Raw genomic sequence first — 21,330 nt, 5'->3', positions numbered from 1 at the left:
CTGCATGATCGCAGCGCCCCGTTTCCGTTGTAGCGACCGGCCGCATCCGGCGCATGCCGGCAATGCTCAGAACCGGTGCGTATACCCGGTCATCAAGCCGAACTGGTTGGCCTTCTGCACGATCGGGCTGTCCGCCGCATCGCCCAGCAGGCGGGTGCCTTCCACGGCGATGTACCAGTTGCCGTTGCGACCGGCGCGATGGCTCCATTTCATGCCCAGGCCGGCGCTGACCAGACCAGCCTTGGGCTTGTGCTGGGCGAAACCGGTGCGAGCGGCCTGGTCAGGGCTGACGCCATACCAGGTCTGCATGTAGCCGCGGTTGCCGTAGTCGGTGGAGACGCTGCCGCTGACCACACCACCGGCCAGATCGAACAACGGCATCTCCAGATTCAGATGGATCTGCTGGGTGGCAAGGCCGTTGTCGCCCTTGTCGTCGTCTTTCAGCGTGTACTGCCACGAACCACTCAGTACTGCCTCACCCAGCGTATAGCCAGCTGCCAGGCCGACCAGGGGCCGGGTATCGATATCGCCCATGCCACGCAGGAAGTCCGAGCCGCCGAGGATCGAGTTCTTCTCGCGGCGGCTGCCGCTGCCACCGACGTAGGCACGCACGCGGGTGTGTTCGCCGATCGCCGTACCCCAACCCGCACCGCTGGTACCCAGAAACCAGCCGCCCGGCGAGGTCACGTCGAAGGACAGTGTGGGTGCGGCCTGGAATTCCTCGCTGCCGCTGTAACGCGGGGCGACACCGCCGCCAGCAGCAAGCTCGAAGGTCCACTTGTCATCCTTGGCATGCGCTGCGGACGTTGCGAACAAGGGCAACAGGGCCAGGCCGAGCAGGGTGGGGAAACGGCGAAGGTGGGACATGGCAACTCTCTACATTGGGAGGAAGTGCAGCGCGCGCATCCGGCGCGTGCTGCAGGGTCGCCAGCGTGGCGGGACGCCGGCGACCAATCCGTCCGCAGTTGTGCGGGAGTTGTAAGCAACTGTAAGCGCGGCCTGCGCCGTTCAGCTGGCAGCCATTGGCCAGTGCATTTCCAGGCGCGCGCCACCGAGGGTCGCGCGTCCCACGCGGAGCTCTCCGTGGTGACGAACCGCGATGCGCCCGGCGATGGCCAGGCCCAGGCCGAAGCCACCCGTGTCGCGGCTGCGGCTGTCATCCAGACGGGTGAACGGGCGCAGCACCTTCTCGCGATCAGCTTCTGCGATGCCGGGGCCATCGTCGTCCACGCGCAGGCAGGCCTTGCCGGCCACGCTGACCAGTGACACCTCCACACGGGTGCGTGCATAGCGCAGCGCGTTGCCGACCAGGTTGCTCAGGGCCAGCTGCAGCAGACGTGGCTCGGCATCCACGCGTGGCAGCGCACTGGGCCAGACCTGCAGTACCAGGCCCGCGCGCTCGGCATCGCGCCGTGCGTCTTCCATGCAGGCCTGCAGCCAATCGTTCGCTTCGATCCGCTGCATGGGCTCGGCGTCGCTGGGATGTTCCAGCCGCTCGTAGGCCAGCAGCTCGCTGACCAACCGGTTGAGCTCGGCCAGATCGCCATGCAGGCCGGCAGCGAGGTGTGCCCGTCGCGCCGGATCGTTGCTGTCCTGCATCAGGTCCAGGCCGAAGGCCAGGCGCGCGATCGGCGTGCGCAGCTCGTGGGAAATGGCATGGGTCAGATCGCGCTGCCGTTGCACCAGTTCGGCCACGCGCGCTGCCATGCGGTTGGAATGCTCGACGATGACCCGGATCTGCGAGCGCGGCGATACCTGCGCACGCGCCTGCAGGTCGCCGGCACCGATGCGGTCTGCATGACCCCGCAGCGCCTCCAGGTCGCGCCACAGCAGGCGTACCCAGGCATAGAGGCAGGCGCCCACCAGCAGCAGGATGCACAGGTAGGCGGCAGCGGTCATGTACAGGGTCATCTGCACTTCGCCGGGAAAGCGCAGCTCCAGCCAGCGTCCGTCAGCGCCATCGATGGGCAGCAGTACCTGCTGGTAGCGGTTGCGGACGATGAAGCCGTCCCCGCGCAGGGCAGCGCGCTCTTCGTCATCGAGTTGCGGCGGCGCATCCAGCAGTGACAGTGCAATGCCGTAGTGCGGTTGCCATTGCGCCACACGCTGCTGTTGCTGCGGGCGGTCCAGGCCGGCCAGTCCGCTGCGCAGTGCATACACCTGGCCGCGCACCTGTTCGACGAAGACACGTTCCTGCAGGGGCGTGTAGATGCGGTCCAGCAGATGGTTGAGGCTGAACACCGACACCAGCAGGCAGGCCCCGGTGACGAACCACAACCACAGGAACAGGCGCTTCACGCCGACCAGGCCGACGGATTGAACTGGTAGCCACGGCCCCACACGGTCTTGATCCGGCGCGGTTCGCGCGCGTCGTCGCCGAGCTTGCGGCGCAGCTTGCCGATGCAGACATCCACGCTGCGGTCCAGGCCATCGAAGCCGATGCCACGTGCCGCCTGCAGGATCTGGTCGCGCGAGAGGATCTGCCCGGGCTGGCTGGCCAGCAGCCAGAGGATTTCGAATTCGGTGGTGCCCAGTTCCACCGGCTGCCCATGCAGGTGAACCTCGCGTTGCACGCGATCGATCAGCAGTTCGCCATGCATCAGCCGGCACGGCACGCCCGCAGGGCCGCTGCCATGGCGACGGCGCAGCAGTGCGCGCAGGCGCGCCAGCAGCAGGCGCGGCTCGATCGGCTTGTGCACGTAGTCATCGGCGCCGGACTCCAGGCCCAGCACCTGTTCGATATCGTCCTCGCACGCCGTCAGCATCAGGATCGGCACGTCGGAAAAGCTGCGGATCTGCCGGCACACGTCGATGCCACCGAGGCCAGGCAGCATCAGGTCCAGCACCACCAGTTCCGGCGCGTGCTGGCGACAGGCCGCGCTGGCCAGGTCGCCGCGCGGTACGTGCTGCACGGCAAATCCATGTTCGCGCAGGTAGTCGCTGACCAGCTCGGCCAGGCGGCGGTCGTCCTCGACCAGCAGCACCTGGGTCGGGTTGCCGGTGGCGGGAGTCCACGGGGAGGGCTGCATCGGTAGGGCGTCCTTGTCCGGGGCGAAAGGCCCGGCGGCGAAGCCTAGCAATGGCCCATGACGACTGCCTGAATCCCGGGCAACCTGATAACCGCCGGTACTGGCGTCATCGCCAGGGGCTCTCAGTGGCGGTCGAAGGCTGGCCTATGGTGGGCGTTTCCCCGGATGGAGCCTGGCGCAATGAGCGATCCGCAGTGGCAACTGGAAACCCTGGCCGTGCACGGCGGTTATCGTCCCGACCCGACCACCCGCGCGGTGGCGGTGCCGATCTACCAGACCGTGGCCTACGCATTCGATGACACCCAGCACGGGGCGGACCTGTTCGACCTGAAGGTGCCGGGCAACATCTATACGCGCATCATGAATCCCACCACCGATGTGCTGGAGCAGCGCGTGGCGGCGCTGGAAGGGGGCATCGGCGCGTTGGCACTGGCCTCCGGGCAGGCGGCGATCACCTATGCGATCCAGACCATCGCCGAGGCCGGTGACAACATCGTTGCCGCCAGCGCGCTGTATGGCGGCAGCCTCAATCTGCTGGCGCACACACTGCCGCAGTACGGCATCCAGACGCGTTTTGCCGATCCGGCCGACCCATCTGCGTTCGCAGCCCTGATCGATGAGCGCACCAAGGCCGTGTTCGTCGAGTCGATCGGCAACCCGCGCGGCAACGTCACCGACATTGCTGCGATCGCCGAGGTCGCGCATGCGGCCGGCGTGCCGCTGATCGTCGACAACACGGTAGCCACGCCGTTCCTGCTGCGCCCGTTCGAACATGGCGCCGACATCGTGGTGCACTCGCTGACCAAGTACCTCGGCGGCCACGGCACCAGTCTGGGCGGGGCGATCGTCGATTCGGGCCGTTTCGACTGGACGGCACAGCCGCAACGCTTTGCCCGCTTGAACCAGCCCGACCCGAGCTATCACGGTGTGGTCTACACCGAAGCGCTCGGCGCGGCGGCCTACATCGGCCGTGCGCGGGTAGTGCCGTTGCGCAATACCGGCGCAGCGTTGTCACCGTTCAATGCCTTCCTGATCCTGCAGGGCATCGAGACCCTGGCCCTGCGCATGGAGCGGATCAACGCCAATGCGCTGGCCGTGGCGGAGTACCTGCGCGCGCATCCGAAGGTGGCGTGGGTGCGTTATGCCGGGTTGCCCGACGACCCCGAACACGCGGCGGCGCAGCGCTATCTGGGCGGCCACGGCTCCGGCGTGCTGACCTTCGGCCTGCCCGGCGGGCGCGTTGCCGGCGCGCGTTTCCTTGATGCACTGAAGCTGTTCACCCGGCTGGTGAACTTGGGGGATGCGAAGTCGCTGGCCACCCATCCAGCGTCGACCACCCATCGCCAGCTGGATGCGGCCGAGCTCGCCAGGGCCGGGGTCAGCGAGGACACCGTGCGCCTGTCGATCGGCATCGAGCACATCGGCGACCTGCGCGCTGACCTGGAGCAGGCGTTGGCTGACGCCTGATAGCTGGCGGCTTGGTCGTCATCGCCATAGGCGATCACCATCGCTGCAGGAACGCGCTACGGTAGAGATGCTCTCCAAGGGCGTGGCGATATCATCCCCGGCCGATGCGGGTCGGCCGGGGATTTTTTTGGGCGCAACCAACCCCGGTAGATCCACGCCATGCGTGGATGAATCTCAATCGAAATCGAATTCTTCGACGAGTGAACGAAGAACATCCACGCCTGGCGTGGATCGACGTGTCGACCAAGGTCGACACCCACCAAGAGCAGGCCATGCCACCCCGCCAACCCACAGGAAGCCAGCTTTAGCTGTTGCTGTTGCTGTTGAGGTTGCCGGCCAGCGGCCGGCACTACCGCAGGTGCAGGGCGCAGCCCTGCCGCACCCCCCTCACACCACCGGAATGCTGTGCTGCCCAAGACTGCGGTACGGCGGGGTCGCCATCACCATTTCCGCCAGCGAGTAAGCCAGCTCGCGCTCGGCCATCACCGTACCGTCGGCACCGTGTTCAAGCAGATGCTTCACTTCGGCATCGCTGTGCGCGCGCGCCAGCAGGGTCAGGTTGGGGTTGATCGCACGCAGCTTGGCCAGTGTCTCACCGGCTTCCAGCGGCTGCGGGATCGCCAGCACCGCGATCTTCGCGCGCTCGGGATGGGCCTCGGCCAGCACCTTGTCCGAAGCGGCGCTGCCACGGATGCCGGGCAGGCCCGCCGCATGCGCTTCGGCCACGTGTTCCTTGTTGTCGTCGATGATCATCACCGGCACGCCACGGTCGCGCAGCACCTGTGCCAGCGCGCTGCCGACGCGGCCGTAGCCGATGACGATGGCATGGTCGTGCAGGTCCAGCGACGGTCCGGGAGGCAGCTCGGTCTCCACTGCCGTGGGCGTGGTTTCCTGGTGCTTCAGCAGCCAGCGGTCGAGCAGGCCGAACACCAGCGGATTGAGCATGATCGAGATCAGCGCGCCCGCCAGCACCAGCGCCTGGCCGGTGGGCGGCAGGATCTTCAGGGTCACGCCGAGGCCGGCGATGATGAAGGCGAACTCGCCGATCTGCGCCAGGCTGGCCGAGATCGTCAAGGCGGTGCCGGTGGGATGGCCGAACGCGCGCACGATGAAGAACGCTGCCGCCGATTTGCCGAACATGATGATGCCGGCAGTGGCCAGCACCTGCCAGGGGTGCTCGATCAGGATGCTGGGATTGAACAGCATGCCCACCGAGACGAAGAACAGCACTGCGAATGCATCGCGCAGCGGCAGTGAATCGCTGGCCGCCTTGTGGCTGAGTTCGGATTCATTGAGCAGCATGCCGGCGAAGAACGCGCCCAGCGCGAACGATACGCCGAACAGCATCGCCGAGCCGAACGCCACGCCCAGCGCGATCGCCAGCACCGACAGGGTGAACAGTTCGCGCGAGCCGGTACCGGCGATGCGCTCCAGGATCCACGGAATGACCCGGCGGCCGACCACCAGCATCACCGCCACGAACAGGCCCAGCTGCACGAACGTCCAGCCGATGCTGGCCAGCACGCTGCCGATGGTGTGGTGTTCATTGGCCGCGTCGGGCCCGAACACGCCGGCCATCACCGGCATCATCACCAGTGCCAGCACGCAGGCCAGGTCTTCGACGATCAGCCAGCCGACTGCGATCTTGCCGCGCTGGGTTTCCAGCAGGCGGCGCTCCTCCATCGCGCGCAGCAGCACCACGGTACTGGCCGTGGCCAGCGCGAAACCGAACACCACGCCATGGATGACCGGCCAGCCCATCAATGCTGCCAGGCCCCAGCCGAGCAGGGTAGCGACCAGGATCTGGCCGATGGCACCGGGAATGGCGATGGCCTTGACCGCCATCAGGTCCTTCAGCGAGAAATGCAGGCCGACGCCGAACATCAGCAGCATCACGCCCAGCTCGGCCAGCTGGTTGGCCAATGCCTGGTCGGCGACGAAGCCCGGAGTGAACGGGCCGACGCAGATGCCAGCAACCAGGTAACCGACCAGAGGAGACAAGCGCAGCTTGTTGGCCAGCGCGCCGAAGATGAAGGCGAGCCCGAGACCAACGGCAACGATGTTGATCAGGTCGGTGTCATGGTGCATCGGCTCTCGCAGGAAACAGGGGGGGTACCCCGATTTTCACCGATGCGGCCAGATACGGCAAACCCGCAGTCCACGATCCGTGCCTGCGGGTTTGCCCACGCGTCGTTGCCGGCCAGCGGCCGGCACTACCAGGGCAGCCACCGGGCAGGGCCCGGCACGCCCGTTACCGCTTACCAGTTGTACTTGATCCGCCCGTACACGTACGCGCCATTGAAGCCGAACGGCGAGTAGTTGCTGTACGGCAGCATGCCGAAGGTCGAGTTCTGCAGATCCTCGGTGCGGTCCGGGTACTCGTTCAGCAGGTTGTCGGCGCCCACCGTCAGCGTCCAGTTCGCGCTCGGCTTGTAGCTGGCCGAAGCATCCAGCACCCACTTGTCGCCGTAGGTCTGGTCACGCGCGGCCGTGGCCGAGTTGCGCACGGTGAACTTGCCGTAGCGGGTCGCTGCCAGGCCCAGCTCCCAGTGGTCCGAACGCCAGGTGCCGCTGAGGATGGTCTTGTCGTGCGGGTAGCTGTCTTCGATGCGGCCGATCTCATCGCGGCCGATCAGCGACTGGGTCAGGCCCAGCGTGCCGAACACCGCCGGCGTGCCGCCCACGCGCTGCACTTCGGTGTCGTTGTAGCTGTACGCCGCGGTCAGTTCCAGGCTGCTGGCGCTGAACGGCACGGTGTAGCTGGACACGAAGTCAACGCCGCGGGTGCGGGTGTCCAGGCCATTGGTGAAGTACGAGAACGCGGTCACCTGCGGCAGGCCCAGCCCGGACAGCAGCGCACTGGAGGCGGCGTTGGTGGTGATGCTGGACGACAGCGCGATGCGGTTGTCGATGTCGATCTGGTACGCATCGACGGTGACGTACAGGCGGTCGATTGGCTGCAGCACCAGGCCCAGGCTGTAGGAGGTGGAGGTCTCGGCCTTCAGCGGCGAAGCGCCCAGCGCCTGTGCGGCCTGGCTGGTGGTCGGGAAGGTGCCGCGTTCGACGAATACGCCGTTGGTGAACTGGCTGGTCACCGCCTGGTAGCCCTGCTGCGGCAGCGACGGCGCGCGGAAGCCGCTGGAGGCGGTGGCCCGCAGCGCGACCTTGTCGGTGAACGCGTAGCGCGCCGACAGCTTGCCGGAGAAGCGGTCGCCGAAGTCCGAGTAATCCTCGTAGCGGCCGGTGATGCCGGCCGAGAACTTCTCGGTCAGGTCCGCTTCCAGGCCCGCATAGACCGCGTAGTTGTGGCGGTCGGTGTGCACTTCGTTGGTCGGGGTGAAGCCGGCGAAGCCCTGCGCGCCGGTGCCGGTGTAGGAGTTCAGTTCACCCGGGTTCTGGTCCCACTTCTCGCGACGGTACTCACCGCCGAAGGACAGCGTGACCGGATAGGCCAGGCCCCAGTCCAGCGACTTGGTCAGGTCGGCGTTGAAGATGTCCTGCTGGTACTTCAGCGTACCGTCGTAGAACGAACGCGGGCTGGTGGCGCCCAGGCTGTAGTTGATGCTGTTGCGGGTGTGGAAATCCAGAGTGTTCTCGCCGTGGTTCAGGCTCAGGTCCCAGGTCCAGCCGTTGTCGGTGTTGCCTTTGACGCCGGCCACCAGCGAGCGGTCCTTGGAGTACTGGTTGATCTGCGGCACGTAGCCGTCCGGGTAGGTCTGCGCCAGCAGCGCGCTCTGCCCACTGTGGTTGCGCGAACGGTAGAACGCGAACGAGGTGATGTCGCGGTTGCTGAGCAGCGCGCTGGCATAGCCGGTCACGTGGTCGCTGAAGTCATAGCTGGCATTGACCGATGCAGCGGTGGCGTCCACCTTCGGGTCGCCGACAATGAAGGTGGTCTGGCCAACGCTGGGGAAGTTGCCGGTGTTCGGCGTGGTGCCACGGTACGGGCCGGCGCGGTCGCTCTCGTCCTGCTGGCTGATCTGGCCGGCCACGTGCACGCGGCCACGGCCGTTGCCGAACTCAACGCCGGTATCGCCGGACAGCTGGTACTTGTTGCCGTCGCCGGCCGAATACTGGCCGTAGTCGACAGCCAGGCTACCGCCACTGCCGCTGCCCTTCAGCACGATGTTGATGACGCCGGCAATGGCATCCGAACCGTACTGTGCGGAGGCGCCGTCACGCAGCACCTCGACGCGCTCGATGGCGGCGATCGGGATCGCGTTGATATCCACCGCCGACGAACCACGGCCGATGCTGCCGTTGACGTTGATCATCGCCGAGGTGTGGCGGCGCTTGCCGTTGACCAGCACCAGCACCTGGTCCGGCGACAGGCCGCGCAGCTGTGCCGGGCGCACACCGCTGGTGCCGTCGGTCAGTGCCGGGCGCGGGAAATTCAGCGACGGCAGCGCGCGCGACAGCGCGGTGGCCAGCTCACCGGTACCGGTGGACTGCAGGATCTCGGGGGTGATGATGTCGATCGGCGACTGCGATTCGGCGACCGTGCGGTCGGCCACGCGTGTGCCGGTGACGATCACCGTATCCAGGGTGTTGGCGGCGGTGCCGGCCTGCTGGGCGGCGGCAACGAACGGAGAACCACCGAGTGCGACAGCGACGGCGGCGGCGATCAGGCTGGTCTTGCGGGTCATCGGGAGGGGGCTCCGGTTGGCGGGATGGCACCGGAATCGACATCACGGGGGTGAGCGGACGACGGTTGTTGCGGTGCGCAATACAGGAATTAACGGGATATTCAGTGCCTGTCAAATGCCGGTCATCAGAAAAAACGTTGCAGCAGCAACCATTTAGCTGCGACAGGCAGTGACGGGGGAGGGGGCCCGGGAGGCGCGCGGACAGGACGTGGGAGAGAGGAACGTCGCCCGCCGCGCATCCCGGGGCGCGTCAAGTATTCGTTAACGTTAGAATTGCGTCGCAGGAACAGTGCTTACCAGCACATTCCATTCGGTTATATGGACGCCTCCCCCCATGATTTCGCTTCGTAATTTCGCCTTGCGCCGCGGCGAGCGGCTGCTGTTGTCCAATGTCGACCTGACGCTGCACGCCGGTTACCGGGTGGGCGTGGTCGGCCGCAATGGTGCTGGCAAGTCCAGCCTGTTCGCGGCGGTGAAGGGCGAGCTGGAGGCCGACAAGGGTGACGTCGACCTGCCCGGCAAGATCCGCATCGCCAGCGTCGCCCAGGAAACCCCGTCGCTGCCGGACCCGGCGCTGAGCTTCGTGCTGGGCGGCGATATCGAAGTGGCCGCCGTGTTGGCCGCCGAGGCCGAGGCGACCGCCCGCGAGGATTGGGAAGCGGTGGCCGAGGCGCATACGCGCATGGCCGAGCTGAATGCCTACGACGCCGAAGCGCGCGCCGGCAAGCTGCTGCATGGCCTGGGTTTCCCGGCCGAAACGCACCACCGCGCGGTGTCCTCGTTCTCCGGCGGCTGGCGCGTGCGCCTGAACCTGGCCCGCGCGCTGATGATGCCCAGCGACCTTCTGCTGCTCGACGAACCGACCAACCACCTGGATCTGGACGCGGTGTACTGGCTGGAACAGTGGCTGCTGAAGTACCCGGGCACGCTGCTGCTGATCTCGCATGACCGCGAGTTCCTCGACAACGTGGCCACCCACACCCTGCACCTGCACGGTGGCGGCGCCAAGCTTTACCCGGGTGGCTACACCGACTTCGAGCGCCAGCGCGCCGAACAGCTGCGCCAGCAGCAGATCGCGCACGAGAAGGAACAGGCCGAGCGCGCCCATCTGCAGAGCTTCATCGACCGCTTCAAGGCCCAGGCCAGCAAGGCCGCGCAGGCGCAGAGCCGGATGAAGCGCCTGGCCAAGCTGGCCGGTACCGAAGCAGTGCGCGCCGAGCGCGAGTTCCGCATCGAGTTCGCGCCGCCGGCCAAACTGCCGTTCTCGCTGATCCGCCTGAACCACGTCGAGGCCGGCTACGGCAGTGACTCGGTGATCCTGCACAACGTGGGCTTTGGCCTTGAAGCGGGCCAGCGCATCGGTCTGCTGGGCCCCAACGGCGCCGGTAAAACAACGCTGGTGAAGACCCTGGTGGGCGAGCTGGCACCGATCGCCGGCGAACGCGCCGCGCACCCGGACCTGCGTATCGGCTACTTCGCCCAGCACACCGTCGAGTCGCTGCATGAAGGCCAGTCGCCGATGGAACACTTCCGCGACCTGGCCCCGGATGCACCGAACCAGTCGTTCCGCGACTTCCTCGGCAAGTGGAATTTCCCGGGCGACCGTGCCTTTGAACCGGTGGACGGCTTCTCCGGCGGCGAGCGCGCGCGCTTGGCGTTGGCGCTGATCGCCTACCAGCAGCCGAACGTGCTGCTGCTCGACGAACCGACCAACCACTTGGATCTGGAAATGCGCGAAGCGCTGGCTGAAGCACTGGCCGATTTCGACGGGGCGATCGTGATGGTCTCGCATGATCGCCATCTGATCGGCCTGGTCTGCGACACCTTCTGGCGTGTGGCCGATGGCGTGGTCGAGCCGTTCGACGGTGACCTCGACGCGTATGCCGCCTGGCTGCGCACGCGTCCGCAGGCGCAGGGCACCAAGGTACGCATGGAGCAGGTGGAGGAGCCGGTGGTGGTCAAGACCGCACCGGTCGCGCAGATGGTGCAGAAGAAGCCGGTCAACCCGCACAAACTGGCCAGTGCCGAAGCCAAGGTCGCCGAGCTGGAAGGCGTGCTGGCCGAACTGGACCGGCAGCTTGCTGACTCGAGCAACTACGCCGATGCCACGCGCATGGCCGTGCTCGGCCGCGACCGCGAAGCCACCGCCGCGCAGCTGGAAAAGGCCGAAGCGGCCTGGATGGAACTGCTGGAATCCTGATTCCATCGGTAGCGCCGGGCCATGCCCGGCGGCTTTTCCCATCCGCTGCGCTCGCCGGGCATGGCCCGGCGCTACCCGCGGCGCACGTGTTTCATCCCTGCGCCTGCAGCCATTCGCGGAACCGCTTGGCCGGTTCCCGCTCTGCGCGTGAGCGCAGCCGGGTCAGCCAGTAGCGGCCCAATTCCAGCGTGGTAGCAAACGGTTGCAGCAGCCGGCCCTCGGCCAGGTCCGCCTCGAACATGCGCAGCGGCAGCAAGGCCACGCCTGCGCCACCAGCGGCAGCCACGGCCAGCGTCAACGACGAATCGAACACCGGGCCGCGTGCTTCCACGCCGTTGGCTCCGGCCATCTGCAGCCACCGTGGCCATTCGTCGCTGCGGTACGAACGCAGCAGCGGCAAGGTCGCCAGGTCGCGCGGATGCTTCAGTCGCCGCGTCAGTGCCGGCGCACACAAGGGCGCGAACGGTGCATCCAGGATCGCCGTGCAGATCTGCCCCTGCCAGTCGCCATCACCGAAACGGATCGCCAGGTCCAGGCCTTCACCGGCCAGGTCGATGCGGTTGTTGTGGGTCTGCAGCCGCAGCTCGATATCCGGGTGCGCGGCGTCGAACGCGGCCAGCCGCGGCAGCAGCCAGCCGGTGGCGAAGGTACCGACCACGCCGATCGTCAGCACTTCCCGCGCCGGGCCACCGGTGTAGCGGGCGATGCTGGCTGAAATGCGCTCGAAGGACTCATTGAGCACCGGGTACAGCGCTGCTCCTTCCTCGGTCAACGCCACGCCGCGGGGCAGGCGATGGAACAGGCGGACGCCCAGACGGTCTTCCAGCCCGCGGATCTGGTGGCTCAGCGCGGCCTGGCTGACACACAGTTCCAGAGCAGCCCGGGTGAAGTTCTGGTGCCGGGCAGCGGCTTCGAAGGCGCGCAGCGCATTCAGCGGCAGGGTGGGGTGGAGCATGCGTGAGCCGTGAGCCGGAATGATGGCTGATCGTATCTGGTTGGCGGGTGTCTTTGAAATGGCGGCAGAATATCTGCGCTATACATGAATTAAATTAATGTCTCCTCCTGAAAATCCGCGCTGGTAGCCAGCGTTGATGGCCTCCGATAATCGGAATTCGCCCAGGAGAACCCGAATGCTCGCTCGTCGCCGATTCCTGCAGTTCAGTGGCGCTGCCGCCGCTTCCGCGCTCGCCGCACCGCTGCTCGCCCGTGCCGCCACAACAACCATGGCCGCCGCGCCAACCCCTGCCGCCATCGCCGCCGCCAGCGATTTCGCCGCGCTGGAAAAGGCGTGCAGCGGTCGACTCGGCGTGACCCTGCTCGACACCGGCAGGGGGCGTCGCCTCGGCCATCGCCAGGACGAGCGCTTCCCGCTCTGCAGCACCTTCAAGAGCGTGCTGGCTGCCACGGTGCTCAAGCAGGCCGAGCGCGATCCGGCACTGCTGGACCAGCGCCTGCCGGTGCGGGCGCAGGACATCCTCGAGCACGCGCCGGTCACCCGCCGTCACGTCGGCAAGGACCTGACCGTGCGTGACCTGTGCAGGGCTACGCTGATCACCAGCGACAACACCGCCGCCAATCTGTTGTTCGCGGCGATCGGTGGGCCGCCGGCAGTGACCGCGTTCCTGCGCGCCAGCGGCGATACGATCACCCGCAGCGATCGCCTGGAGCCGGAACTGAACAGCTTCGCCATCGACGATCCACGCGACACCACTACCCCGGCGGCCATCGCTGCGACGCTGCAGCGGCTGGTGCTGGGCGACGCACTCAAGCCGGCCTCACGCCAGCAGCTGGCCGACTGGCTGATCGACAACGAAACCGGCGATGCCTGCCTTCGTGCAGGCCTGGGCAAGCGCTGGCGGGTGGGCGACAAGACCGGCAGCAATGGTGAAGACGCCCGCAACGACATCGCCGTGTTGTGGCCGGTGCAGGGTGGTTCGCCCTGGATCGTGACGGCCTATCTGCAGGCGGGCGCGCTCAGCTTCGAACAGCGCGCGGCGGTGCTTGCGCAGGTCGGTCGCATCGCCGACGGGCTGATCGCCTGACCGCAGCGGCTGTGCCTGGGTGTCGCAGGGCAGGGGCTGATTTTCAGCAGTGTTCTACTTGTCCCATCGCGCGCAGGCGTGCATCCTGCGCGCCTTCGATCCACATGGAAGTCGCCGATGAGTCATGAACTGGTCTACCTGCTGCTGATCTTCGCGCTGCTGGTGATCCCGCGCGCGCTGCAGCGGTTCAGCCTGCCCGCGCCCCTGACCTGCCTGCTGTTCGGCATCATCGGCATGCTCTGGCTGGGCGACCAGGCGCATGACGCGGTCATCGGACTGCTGGCCACGTTGGGCATCTCTTCGCTGTTCCTGTTCGCCGGCCTGGAAGTGGACCTGCAGGCCCTGCGCCGCGGCATGTGGCCGCTGCTGGCGCATCTGCTCATCCGCAGTGCGACCCTGTTCGGCGTCGGCTGGCTGGCCTGGCGTTACGCCGGTCTGCCATGGCAGGCGGCAGGGCTGCTCGCGCTGGCGCTGCTGACCCCGTCCACCGGCTTCATCATGGATTCGCTGTCGCGGCTGGGGCTGAGCGAGGACGAACGGTTCTGGGTCACCAGCAAGGCCATTGCCGGTGAACTGCTGGCCCTGGCGGCGTTGTTCATCGTGCTGCAGGCGGGGGATCCGGCGCACATGGCGCTGTCCAGCACGGCGCTGCTGGCGATGATGGTCGGCCTGCCGCTGGTGTTCATCGCGCTCGGTCGCTGGGTCGCACCGCATGCGCCGGGCTCGGAATTCTCGCTGCTGGTGATGGTCGGCATGGTAGCGGCGTACATCACCTACCTGCTGGGCGTGTACTACCTGGTCGGCGCCTTCATCGCCGGCCTGGTCGCGCGCCTGCTGCACCAGCGCATGCCGCTGCTGGCCTCGCACGAAAACCTGCATGCGCTGCGTCTGTTCGCCTCGTTCTTCGTGCCGTTCTATTTCTTCAACGCCGGCACCAAGGTACCCAGCGAAGCGCTGAGCTGGGAAGCGCTGGGGCTGGGCATCGTCATCACCCTGGTGGTGCTGCCGCTGCGCATCGCGGTGGTCTGGCTGCAGCGCCGCGTGATGTTCGGCGAAAGCTTCCGCAGCAGCCTGCGTGTGTCGCTGGCGCTGGCACCGACATTGATCTTCACCCTGGTGCTGGCCGCGATCATGCGCGATCGCTTCCAGATTCCGGCGGTGCTGTTCGGCGCGTTGCTGCTGTACGCCGCATTGACCACGCTGCTGCCCTCGCTGGTGTTCCGCACGCCGTTCGATGTCGATCCGGTGGAGCAGGAGCCGGCAGGGCAGGGCGAAGATGCGCCGGTGGCGGCGACGGAGGTGGTTGCCGTCGCCCCTGCAGCCGAGCGCTGAGGCAGATCCAGAGAGTGCGGTTTGCGCGCATCGGCCATGGCCGTTAGGGTTGGGGCATGAAACCGATCGCCGCTGTTGCTTCCGCCATCGCCCTGCTCGGCCTCGCCGCCTGCTCGCAGCCATCGCATACGGTCAACCACGATCTGGCGACCGCACCAGCCGACGCCTTCATGGCCGCCATCGCAGCCCATTGCGGCCAGGCCTACGAGGGCAAGGTGGTGGAAGACACGCCGGCGCCCACCGGCAACGATCCCTTTGCCGGGCAGAAGCTGGTGATGCATGTGCGTGGCTGTGCCGACCCGGGGCATGAGCTGCGCATCCCGTTCCACGTGGGCGATGACCATTCGCGCACCTGGGTATTGACCCGCACCGAGCACGGCGTGCGCCTGAAGCACGACCATCGTCACGCCGATGGCAGCCCCGATGCGATCACCCTGTACGGCGGCGACAGCAAGCCGCCGGGTACCGCCGAACGCCAGCAGTTCCCCGCCGATGGCGAATCGGTGGCGATGTTCCGTCGTGCCGACATGCTGGCTTCAACCCACAACACCTGGGCGATGGAGATCGAGCCGGACCAGCGTTTCGTCTATGAGCTGACCCGTCCGGAGGGCCGTCGATTCCGGGTCCAGTTCGACCTCAGCAAGCCGATCGCACTGCCGCCCGCCCCCTGGGGGGATCAGGCTTCGCCGGCACCCTGATTGCGGGGTCGGATCCCTCCTGTGGAGGGCTCCGACCATAGCATTGCACGCATCCAAGGGGCAGAGCCCTGGCCGTCGGCCAGGGATCCGACCCTGCCCTCAACGCGTGCCGAAGCGCGCCCGGCAGCCGTTGCTGACCCACACGTTGCCGCGCGAGTAACCCCAGGTCCGGCCTTCCTGGCAGGCACTGCCGGACAGCTGCTGCTGCAGCACCGGCCGGCCCTGACGTTCATCCCAGTTGCAGCTCTGCTGGCGGTTGTTGTTGCTGCTGCAGGTCACGCTGTAGTTGCTGTTGCCGCCACCCCAGCCGCCGCCATTGCCCCCACCATTGCCGCCGCCCCAGCCTCCGCGGGCTTCGGCGAACTCGGCGCGGCAGCCGCGGTTGACCCAGATCGCGCCGTTGCGCACGCCCCAGTTCTGGCCCTCCACGCATTGGGTACCGGATATCTGCCGGACCACGCGCGCGTTGCGCCAGCCGACCGGGCAGCTGCGTTCGCGGTTGTCCTGGCTTTCGCAGCGCACGGTGCCGCCGTTGCCGTTGCCGCCGCCCCAACCGCCGCCGTTGCCGCCACCCCAGCCACCACGGCCCTGGGTGAATTCGGCGCGGCAGCCGTTGTTGACCCAGATGCTGCCGTTGCGGGTGCCCCAGGTGCGGCCCTCCACGCAGGCCGAGCCGGACAGCTGGCGGACCAGCTGCGCGTCGCGCCAACCGGTGTTACAGACGCGTTCGCGGTTGTTCTGGCTCTCGCAGCGGACCACCCCGTCCTGCGCGGCGGCAGGGGCGGAGGGCAGGGCGAGCGCGGTAAAGGTACCGAGGATCACGGCCAGGCTGGCCAGGGACTGCGGTTTCATGGCGACATCCCCATACGGGAGTAGGTGCGCGACTATAAGGACCGGGGCGATCAAGCCCGCGTGACCGTCTGCATTTGCCCCGGCCGGGGCCTCGGCCGCAGAATAAGAGGCTTTCCGGCCCCCATCAGGCGCCGGCGTTCTCCAGCGGAGCTTTCCCCCCATGCGTACCCACTTCTGCGGCCTGGTCGATGAGACCCTGATTGGCCAGACTGTCACCCTCGCCGGCTGGACCGACGTGGCCCGTAACCAGGGCGGCGTCTGCTTCATCGATCTCCGCGATCATGAAGGCATCGTGCAGGTGACGGTGGAGCTCGACAACGCCGAAGTGTTCGCCGTGGCCGCCAGCCTGGGCTATGAGGACGTGCTGCAGGTGGAAGGCGTGGTGCGCGCCCGCCATGCGGTCAACGACAAGCTGCGCACCGGCAAGGTGGAAGTGATCGCCACCGCCATCACCGTGCTGAACAAGGCCGCGCCGCTGCCGTTCCACGCGCACGAGAACCCGGGCGAAGAAACCCGCCTGAAGTACCGCTACCTGGACCTGCGCCGTCCGGAAATGCAGCGCATGCAGCGCACCCGCATCAAGCTGGTGCAGGCCCTGCGCCGCCACCTGGACGAAAAGGGCTTCCAGGACATCGAAACGCCGATCCTGACCAAGGCCACCCCGGAAGGCGCACGCGACTTCCTGGTGCCGGCACGCATGCACCCGGGCGAGTTTTACGCCCTGCCGCAGAGCCCGCAGCTGTTCAAGCAGATCCTGATGGTGGCCGGCTTCGACCGCTACTACCAGATCGCGCGCTGCTTCCGCGACGAGGCCCTGCGTGCCGACCGCCAGCTGGAATTCACCCAGCTGGACATGGAGTTCGCCTTCGTCCGCGAGCGCGACGTGCAGGACTTCGTCGAAGACATGATCCGCGGCATCTTCAAGGAAGTGGTCGACGTCGAACTGGAGGCCAGCTTCCCGCGCATGACCTGGGCCGAGGCGATGCGTCGCTACGGTTCGGACAAGCCGGACCTGCGCATCGCGCTGGAACTGGTGGACGTGGCCGAACTGGTCAAGACCAGCGAATTCCCGGTGTTCACCGCTGCTGCCAACGATGCCGATGGCCGCGTCGCCGCGCTGCGCATCCCGGGTGGTGCCAGCCTGTCGCGCAAGCAGATCGATGAGTACGCCGCGCACGCCGCCAAGTACGGCGCGAAGGGCCTGGCCTACATCAAGGTGGGCGAGAACGGTGAAATCAGCTCGCCGATCCAGAAGTTCTTCAGCGAAGAAGGCTTCGCCGCGCTGGTGGCCCACGTCGGCGCCGGCAACGGCGACATCGTGTTCTTCGGTGCCGGCGGCTACAACAAGGTGTCCAACTTCATGGGCGCGCTGCGCCTGAAGGCCGGCAAGGACTTCGGTCTGGTCGCCGACAGCTGGTCGCCGCTGTGGGTCACCGACTTCCCGATGTTCGAGTGGGACGAGGAAGCGCAGCGCTACGTCGCCCTGCATCACCCCTTCACCGCGCCGGCCGTGGACGACATCGCCGATCTGCGCGCGCACGCCAAGACTGCCGTTTCGCGCGGCTACGACATGGTGCTCAACGGCAATGAAATCGGCGGCGGTTCGATCCGTATCCACCGCCCCGACATGCAGAGCGCGGTGTTCGAGCTGCTCGGCATCGGTGCCGAAGAAGCCCGTGCCAAGTTCGGCTTCCTGCTCGACGCGCTGAACTACGGCGCGCCGCCGCACGGTGGCATCGCCTTCGGCATCGACCGTATCGCCGCGCTGATGGCCGGCACCGAGTCGATCCGCGACGTCATCCCGTTCCCGAAGACCACCGGTGCACAGGATCTGATGACCGACGCGCCGTCGCCGATCGTCGACGAGCAGCTGGCCGAAGTGCACATCCAGGTTCGCCCCAAGAAAAACTGATCAGGAGATCCAGGCAATGACCGAGTTTGCGTTTTCGCTGGAGTGGGAAAAGCTGGGCAATGAAGGCTCCGAGGCCAACCTGGTCACCGAGCGTGCACGTGTCTTCGGTGGTTGGCTGGTCCGCGTCGGTACCAACCCGTCGGCCATGGCCCTGACCTTCGTCGCCGACGGCGAAGGTCGCTGGGACGGTGAAGACTTCGGCGTCGAGGATTACGAAGACGACGAAGAGGAAGAGTACGACGAGGACGAGGAAGGCGAAGAAGAGGAAGAAGGCGAGGAAGAAGAGGACGACGAGGAATACGAAGAAGAGGAAGAGGAAGAAGACGAAAAGGAACCGGCGGAGCGGGCTTGACCCGAACCGTTGTCCTGGCGTCAACTCGACCCATGTATTCGATCCGCCGCGCCACTGTGGACGACGCGCCGACCCTGTCGGCGCTGGCCGCGCGCACGTTCACCGAGACCTTCGGACATCTGTATCCGCCGCAGGATCTGCAGGACTTCATCGGCGAGTCCTACACGGTCGAGCGCCAGCGCACGATCCTGGGCCACCCCGATTACGCGGTGTGGCTGCTGGAGCTGGATGGGGAGGCGGTCGGCCACGCCGCCGCCGGCCCCTGTGGGCTGCCGCATCCGGACGTGAAGCCCGGTGACGGCGAACTCAAGCGCCTGTACCTGGTCAAGACGCAGCAGAGCTGCGGCTGGGGCAGCCGCCTGCTGGAAACCGCACTGACCTGGCTGGAACGCGACGGCCCGCGCACGCTGTGGCTGGGTGTGTGGTCGGAAAACTTCGGTGCCCAGCGTTTCTACGCCCGGTATGGTTTCGAAAAGGCCGGCGAGTACCTGTTCCCGGTGGGGGATACCAACGATCTTGAGTTCATCCTGCGCCGTCTGCCGCATCCGGCCTGAAGCCGTTCACCGCCGCTTGCCCCTGGCTTCTGTTCAATCACCGTAGTTTCGCCCCGCTGACCGCCAGGCTGTTGCACATGACTCCCCCCGTTCTGTTGTTGCATGGCATCTGGAATGCCCGTGCCTGGGTCGGGCCACTGGCCTGGCGCCTGCGCGCGCGTGGCTTCCAGGTCCATACCTTTGGCTACTCGTCCGTATTCGGCGGCCCCGATGTGGCCGTCCCGCAGTTGCTGGAGCGGCTGGCAGACGCAGGCCCGCTGTCGCTGGTCGGGCACAGCCTTGGCGGCCTGCTGGCGCTGGAAGCCCTGCGCCGGCAGCCGCAGCTGCCCGTGCAACGCGTGGTCTGCCTGGGTTCGCCACTGCGTGGCAGTGGCACCGCACGCTCGTTGTCCGAACATGGTTGGGGCCTGGCCCTGGGCCGCAGCAGCGAATTGTTGCTGGATGGGCTGCCGGATTGGCAGGGCAAGGCCGCGGTCGGCCTGATCGCCGGCTCGGTGCCGCATGGGCTGGGCAGCCTGCTCGGGGCGCTGGATGATGATTCCGACGGTACCGTGGCGCTGGCCGAGACCCGCCTGCCGGGCCTGGCCGACCATTGCGTGGTGCGCACCAGCCACAGCGGCCTGGTGGTGTCACCCGATGCCGCGCGGCAGACCGCGCATTTCCTCCGCCATGGCCAGTTCGACCATGGCCGCGACGCCGCTGCGGCCTGAGCGACGTCACCCAGCGCCGCTGCGCTCGCCGGGCATGGCCCGGCGCTACCGGGGCGCCGTGCCCTGCGGCATCTGTCCGCCCTCGACACGGTCGCCGGGCCCGATCAGGTAGAATCCGCGGCCTTATCCATCAACGCACGTACGGAAAGACCCATGGGTAGAGGCCCCTCCATCGAGAACCGCAAAAACGCGTCTGACGCGAAGCGCGGCAAGATTTTCACCAAGATCATCCGTGAGATCGGCGTCGCCGCGCGCGGCGGTGGAGGCGACCCCAACAACAACCCGCGCCTGCGTGTGGCGGTGGACAAGGCGTTGACCGCGAACATGTCCAAGGACGTGATCGAGCGCGCCATCAAGAAGGCCACCGGTGAACTGGAAGGCGTCGAGTACGAAGAGATCCGCTACGAGGGCTACGCTCCCGGTGGCGTGGCCGTCATCGTCGATTGCCTGACCGACAACCGCGTGCGCACCGTGGCCGATGTCCGCCATGCGTTCAGCAAGTGCGGCGGCAACATGGGCACCGAAGGCTCGGTCAGCTTCATGTTCAAGCGCGTGGGCGTGCTGCATTACGCTGCTGGCGCCGATGAGGACGCCATCTCCGAAGCGGCCATCGAGGCCGGTGCCGATGACATCGTGGTCTACCCGGAGGATGGCGCGATCGACGTGCTCACCGCCGCGGACAGCTTCCACGCGGTCAAGGATGCGATGCAGGCGGCTGGCCGCACGCCGGACCATGCCGAGCTGACCTTCCGTGCCGACAACGACATCAAGGTCGAGGGCGACACCGTCCTGCAGGTCAAGAAGCTGCTGGACATGCTGGAAGACCTCGACGACGTGCAGGACGTTTACTCCAACGCCGATCTCGGCGCGGACGCCTACGCCTGAACGTACGCTCCACCGGTCGCCTTTGGCGGCCGGTGAGCGGACAATGCGGACCATGATGACCCCAGACGTTTCCAGCCATCACCGCCGCATGCGTCCTTCCCGGATCAGCGGCGCCTGTGTGCGTGCCGCATGACCCGTATTCTCGGCATCGACCCGGGTTCACAACGGACCGGGGTCGGCATCATCGATGTCGATGCCAGCGGCCGGGTCAGCCACGTGCATCACCAGCCGCTGGTGCTGCTCGGGGCCGATGACTTCCCGCAGCGCATGAAGCTGCTGGTGCTGGGCCTGGCCGAGCTGTGCCACGAGTACCAGCCGCAGGAAGTGGCCATCGAAAAGGTGTTCATGGCGCGCAACCCCGATTCGGCGCTGAAGCTGGGCCAGGCCCGTGGCGCGGCGATTTCGGCGGTGGTGCTGCGCGACCTGCCGGTGCACGAATACGCCGCCAGCGAGATCAAGCTGGCGGTGGTCGGTCGTGGCGGCGCCGAAAAGCAACAGGTTCAACACATGGTCGGGCTCATGCTCAACCTGAAAACCAAGCTGCAGGCCGACGCGGCCGACGCGTTGGCCGTGGCCATCACCCATGCCCACGTAAGGGCAACGGCCAACCGCCTGGGGCTGACTGCCCGCCAGGCGTGGGGCCGCAAATGA

At 67.0% G+C, this 21,330-nt stretch carries 18 protein-coding genes; 11 read left to right on the top strand and 7 right to left on the bottom strand.

Annotated elements, in window-relative coordinates; all coding sequences use genetic code 11:
- Window positions 1-66 precede the first annotated feature (66 nt).
- The 3 genes from H3005_RS11540 to H3005_RS11530 all read right to left on the bottom strand — a co-directional run bounded on the left by H3005_RS11540 (window position 67) and on the right by H3005_RS11530 (window position 3,029).
- Entirely contained in the window at window positions 67-867 is an 801-nt protein-coding gene (locus H3005_RS11540) for a MipA/OmpV family protein (RefSeq protein ID WP_191078231.1), read from the bottom strand.
- Between the two features lie 141 nt (window positions 868-1,008).
- The gene (locus tag H3005_RS11535; protein ID WP_191078230.1) at window positions 1,009-2,298 is read right to left on the bottom strand and encodes an ATP-binding protein; all 1,290 of its coding nucleotides are present in this window, start codon (window positions 2,296-2,298) and stop codon (window positions 1,009-1,011) included.
- Window positions 2,295-3,029, bottom strand: coding sequence for a response regulator transcription factor (locus tag H3005_RS11530; protein ID WP_191078229.1), 735 nt, complete (start codon window positions 3,027-3,029; stop codon window positions 2,295-2,297). The genes H3005_RS11535 and H3005_RS11530 overlap by 4 nt, the downstream gene beginning before the upstream one ends.
- A gap of 180 nt (window positions 3,030-3,209) precedes the next feature.
- Between H3005_RS11530 and H3005_RS11525 the strand changes: the two genes are divergently transcribed.
- On the top strand, window positions 3,210-4,496 hold the full coding sequence (locus tag H3005_RS11525) for an aminotransferase class V-fold PLP-dependent enzyme (protein WP_191078228.1): 1,287 nt from the start codon (window positions 3,210-3,212) through the stop codon (window positions 4,494-4,496).
- A 387-nt stretch (window positions 4,497-4,883) separates the two neighbouring features.
- Here H3005_RS11525 and ybaL read toward each other — a convergent pair whose 3' ends face one another.
- Window positions 4,884-6,584, bottom strand: a complete 1,701-nt coding sequence (gene ybaL, locus H3005_RS11520; protein WP_191078227.1) for a YbaL family putative K(+) efflux transporter — start codon at window positions 6,582-6,584, stop codon at window positions 4,884-4,886.
- A gap of 170 nt (window positions 6,585-6,754) precedes the next feature.
- Window positions 6,755-9,142: a TonB-dependent receptor gene (locus H3005_RS11515; RefSeq protein ID WP_100553359.1), complete on the bottom strand. Its 2,388-nt coding sequence runs from the start codon at window positions 9,140-9,142 to the stop codon at window positions 6,755-6,757.
- Between the two features lie 334 nt (window positions 9,143-9,476).
- Between H3005_RS11515 and H3005_RS11510 the strand changes: the two genes are divergently transcribed.
- Window positions 9,477-11,342, top strand: coding sequence for an ABC-F family ATP-binding cassette domain-containing protein (locus H3005_RS11510; protein ID WP_191078226.1), 1,866 nt, complete (start codon window positions 9,477-9,479; stop codon window positions 11,340-11,342).
- A 91-nt stretch (window positions 11,343-11,433) separates the two neighbouring features.
- On the opposite strand, the gene ampR is transcribed toward H3005_RS11510, so the two are convergent.
- A complete protein-coding gene (gene ampR, locus H3005_RS11505) occupies window positions 11,434-12,297 on the bottom strand; it encodes a LysR family transcriptional regulator AmpR (RefSeq protein WP_191078225.1) in 864 nt (287 codons plus the stop codon).
- Between the two features lie 175 nt (window positions 12,298-12,472).
- On the opposite strand from ampR, the gene blaL2 reads away from it, so the two are divergent.
- The 3 genes from blaL2 to H3005_RS11490 all read left to right on the top strand — a co-directional run bounded on the left by blaL2 (window position 12,473) and on the right by H3005_RS11490 (window position 15,414).
- Window positions 12,473-13,384, top strand: coding sequence for a L2 family extended-spectrum class A beta-lactamase (gene blaL2 / locus H3005_RS11500; protein ID WP_191078224.1), 912 nt, complete (start codon window positions 12,473-12,475; stop codon window positions 13,382-13,384).
- A gap of 117 nt (window positions 13,385-13,501) precedes the next feature.
- Window positions 13,502-14,716, top strand: coding sequence for a cation:proton antiporter (locus H3005_RS11495; protein ID WP_191078223.1), 1,215 nt, complete (start codon window positions 13,502-13,504; stop codon window positions 14,714-14,716).
- A 56-nt stretch (window positions 14,717-14,772) separates the two neighbouring features.
- Window positions 14,773-15,414 carry a hypothetical protein gene (locus tag H3005_RS11490; RefSeq protein ID WP_191078222.1) on the top strand — a complete coding sequence of 214 codons (642 nt, stop codon included), beginning with the start codon at window positions 14,773-14,775 and terminating at the stop codon, window positions 15,412-15,414.
- A gap of 99 nt (window positions 15,415-15,513) precedes the next feature.
- Here H3005_RS11490 and H3005_RS11485 read toward each other — a convergent pair whose 3' ends face one another.
- Window positions 15,514-16,266, bottom strand: a complete 753-nt coding sequence (locus H3005_RS11485; protein WP_100553353.1) for a DUF3011 domain-containing protein — start codon at window positions 16,264-16,266, stop codon at window positions 15,514-15,516.
- Between the two features lie 160 nt (window positions 16,267-16,426).
- On the opposite strand from H3005_RS11485, the gene aspS reads away from it, so the two are divergent.
- The 6 genes from aspS (at window position 16,427) to ruvC (ending at window position 21,330) form a co-directional block, all read left to right on the top strand.
- On the top strand, window positions 16,427-18,178 hold the full coding sequence (gene aspS / locus H3005_RS11480) for an aspartate--tRNA ligase (RefSeq protein WP_191078221.1): 1,752 nt from the start codon (window positions 16,427-16,429) through the stop codon (window positions 18,176-18,178).
- Window positions 18,179-18,194: 16 nt separating this feature from the next.
- Window positions 18,195-18,530 carry a DNA primase gene (locus tag H3005_RS11475; RefSeq protein WP_191078220.1) on the top strand — a complete coding sequence of 112 codons (336 nt, stop codon included), beginning with the start codon at window positions 18,195-18,197 and terminating at the stop codon, window positions 18,528-18,530.
- A 32-nt stretch (window positions 18,531-18,562) separates the two neighbouring features.
- On the top strand, window positions 18,563-19,084 hold the full coding sequence (locus H3005_RS11470) for a GNAT family N-acetyltransferase (RefSeq protein WP_191078219.1): 522 nt from the start codon (window positions 18,563-18,565) through the stop codon (window positions 19,082-19,084).
- Window positions 19,085-19,161: 77 nt separating this feature from the next.
- Complete coding sequence (locus H3005_RS11465; protein WP_025874679.1) at window positions 19,162-19,794, top strand: alpha/beta fold hydrolase; 633 nt, start codon at window positions 19,162-19,164, stop codon at window positions 19,792-19,794.
- 153 nt (window positions 19,795-19,947) lie between these two features.
- Window positions 19,948-20,679, top strand: a complete 732-nt coding sequence (locus H3005_RS11460; RefSeq protein ID WP_089236564.1) for a YebC/PmpR family DNA-binding transcriptional regulator — start codon at window positions 19,948-19,950, stop codon at window positions 20,677-20,679.
- Between the two features lie 129 nt (window positions 20,680-20,808).
- On the top strand, window positions 20,809-21,330 hold the full coding sequence (gene ruvC, locus H3005_RS11455; RefSeq protein ID WP_089236563.1) for a crossover junction endodeoxyribonuclease RuvC: 522 nt from the start codon (window positions 20,809-20,811) through the stop codon (window positions 21,328-21,330).

Source organism: Stenotrophomonas sp. Br8, assembly GCF_014763005.1.
Taxonomy (GTDB): Bacteria; Pseudomonadota; Gammaproteobacteria; order Xanthomonadales; family Xanthomonadaceae; genus Stenotrophomonas; species Stenotrophomonas lactitubi.
This window is presented reverse-complemented; position numbering and strand designations above follow the sequence as displayed.

Bases quoted from the DNA above. Each gene is read 5' to 3' on its own strand.
- H3005_RS11490 (WP_191078222.1), top strand. From the start codon at position 14,773: ATGAAACCGATCGCCGCTGTTGCTTCCGCCATCGCCCTGCTCGGCCTC.
- ampR (WP_191078225.1), bottom strand. From the start codon at position 12,297: ATGCTCCACCCCACCCTGCCGCTGAATGCGCTGCGCGCCTTCGAAGCC.
- H3005_RS11465 (WP_025874679.1), top strand. From the start codon at position 19,162: ATGACTCCCCCCGTTCTGTTGTTGCATGGCATCTGGAATGCCCGTGCC.
- H3005_RS11540 (WP_191078231.1), bottom strand. From the start codon at position 867: ATGTCCCACCTTCGCCGTTTCCCCACCCTGCTCGGCCTGGCCCTGTTG.
- H3005_RS11515 (WP_100553359.1), bottom strand. From the start codon at position 9,142: ATGACCCGCAAGACCAGCCTGATCGCCGCCGCCGTCGCTGTCGCACTC.
- H3005_RS11470 (WP_191078219.1), top strand. From the start codon at position 18,563: ATGTATTCGATCCGCCGCGCCACTGTGGACGACGCGCCGACCCTGTCG.
- H3005_RS11530 (WP_191078229.1), bottom strand. From the start codon at position 3,029: ATGCAGCCCTCCCCGTGGACTCCCGCCACCGGCAACCCGACCCAGGTG.
- ruvC (WP_089236563.1), top strand. From the start codon at position 20,809: ATGACCCGTATTCTCGGCATCGACCCGGGTTCACAACGGACCGGGGTC.
- blaL2 (WP_191078224.1), top strand. From the start codon at position 12,473: ATGCTCGCTCGTCGCCGATTCCTGCAGTTCAGTGGCGCTGCCGCCGCT.
- H3005_RS11525 (WP_191078228.1), top strand. From the start codon at position 3,210: ATGAGCGATCCGCAGTGGCAACTGGAAACCCTGGCCGTGCACGGCGGT.
- aspS (WP_191078221.1), top strand. From the start codon at position 16,427: ATGCGTACCCACTTCTGCGGCCTGGTCGATGAGACCCTGATTGGCCAG.
- H3005_RS11510 (WP_191078226.1), top strand. From the start codon at position 9,477: ATGATTTCGCTTCGTAATTTCGCCTTGCGCCGCGGCGAGCGGCTGCTG.
- H3005_RS11495 (WP_191078223.1), top strand. From the start codon at position 13,502: ATGAGTCATGAACTGGTCTACCTGCTGCTGATCTTCGCGCTGCTGGTG.
- ybaL (WP_191078227.1), bottom strand. From the start codon at position 6,584: ATGCACCATGACACCGACCTGATCAACATCGTTGCCGTTGGTCTCGGG.
- H3005_RS11475 (WP_191078220.1), top strand. From the start codon at position 18,195: ATGACCGAGTTTGCGTTTTCGCTGGAGTGGGAAAAGCTGGGCAATGAA.
- H3005_RS11485 (WP_100553353.1), bottom strand. From the start codon at position 16,266: ATGAAACCGCAGTCCCTGGCCAGCCTGGCCGTGATCCTCGGTACCTTT.
- H3005_RS11460 (WP_089236564.1), top strand. From the start codon at position 19,948: ATGGGTAGAGGCCCCTCCATCGAGAACCGCAAAAACGCGTCTGACGCG.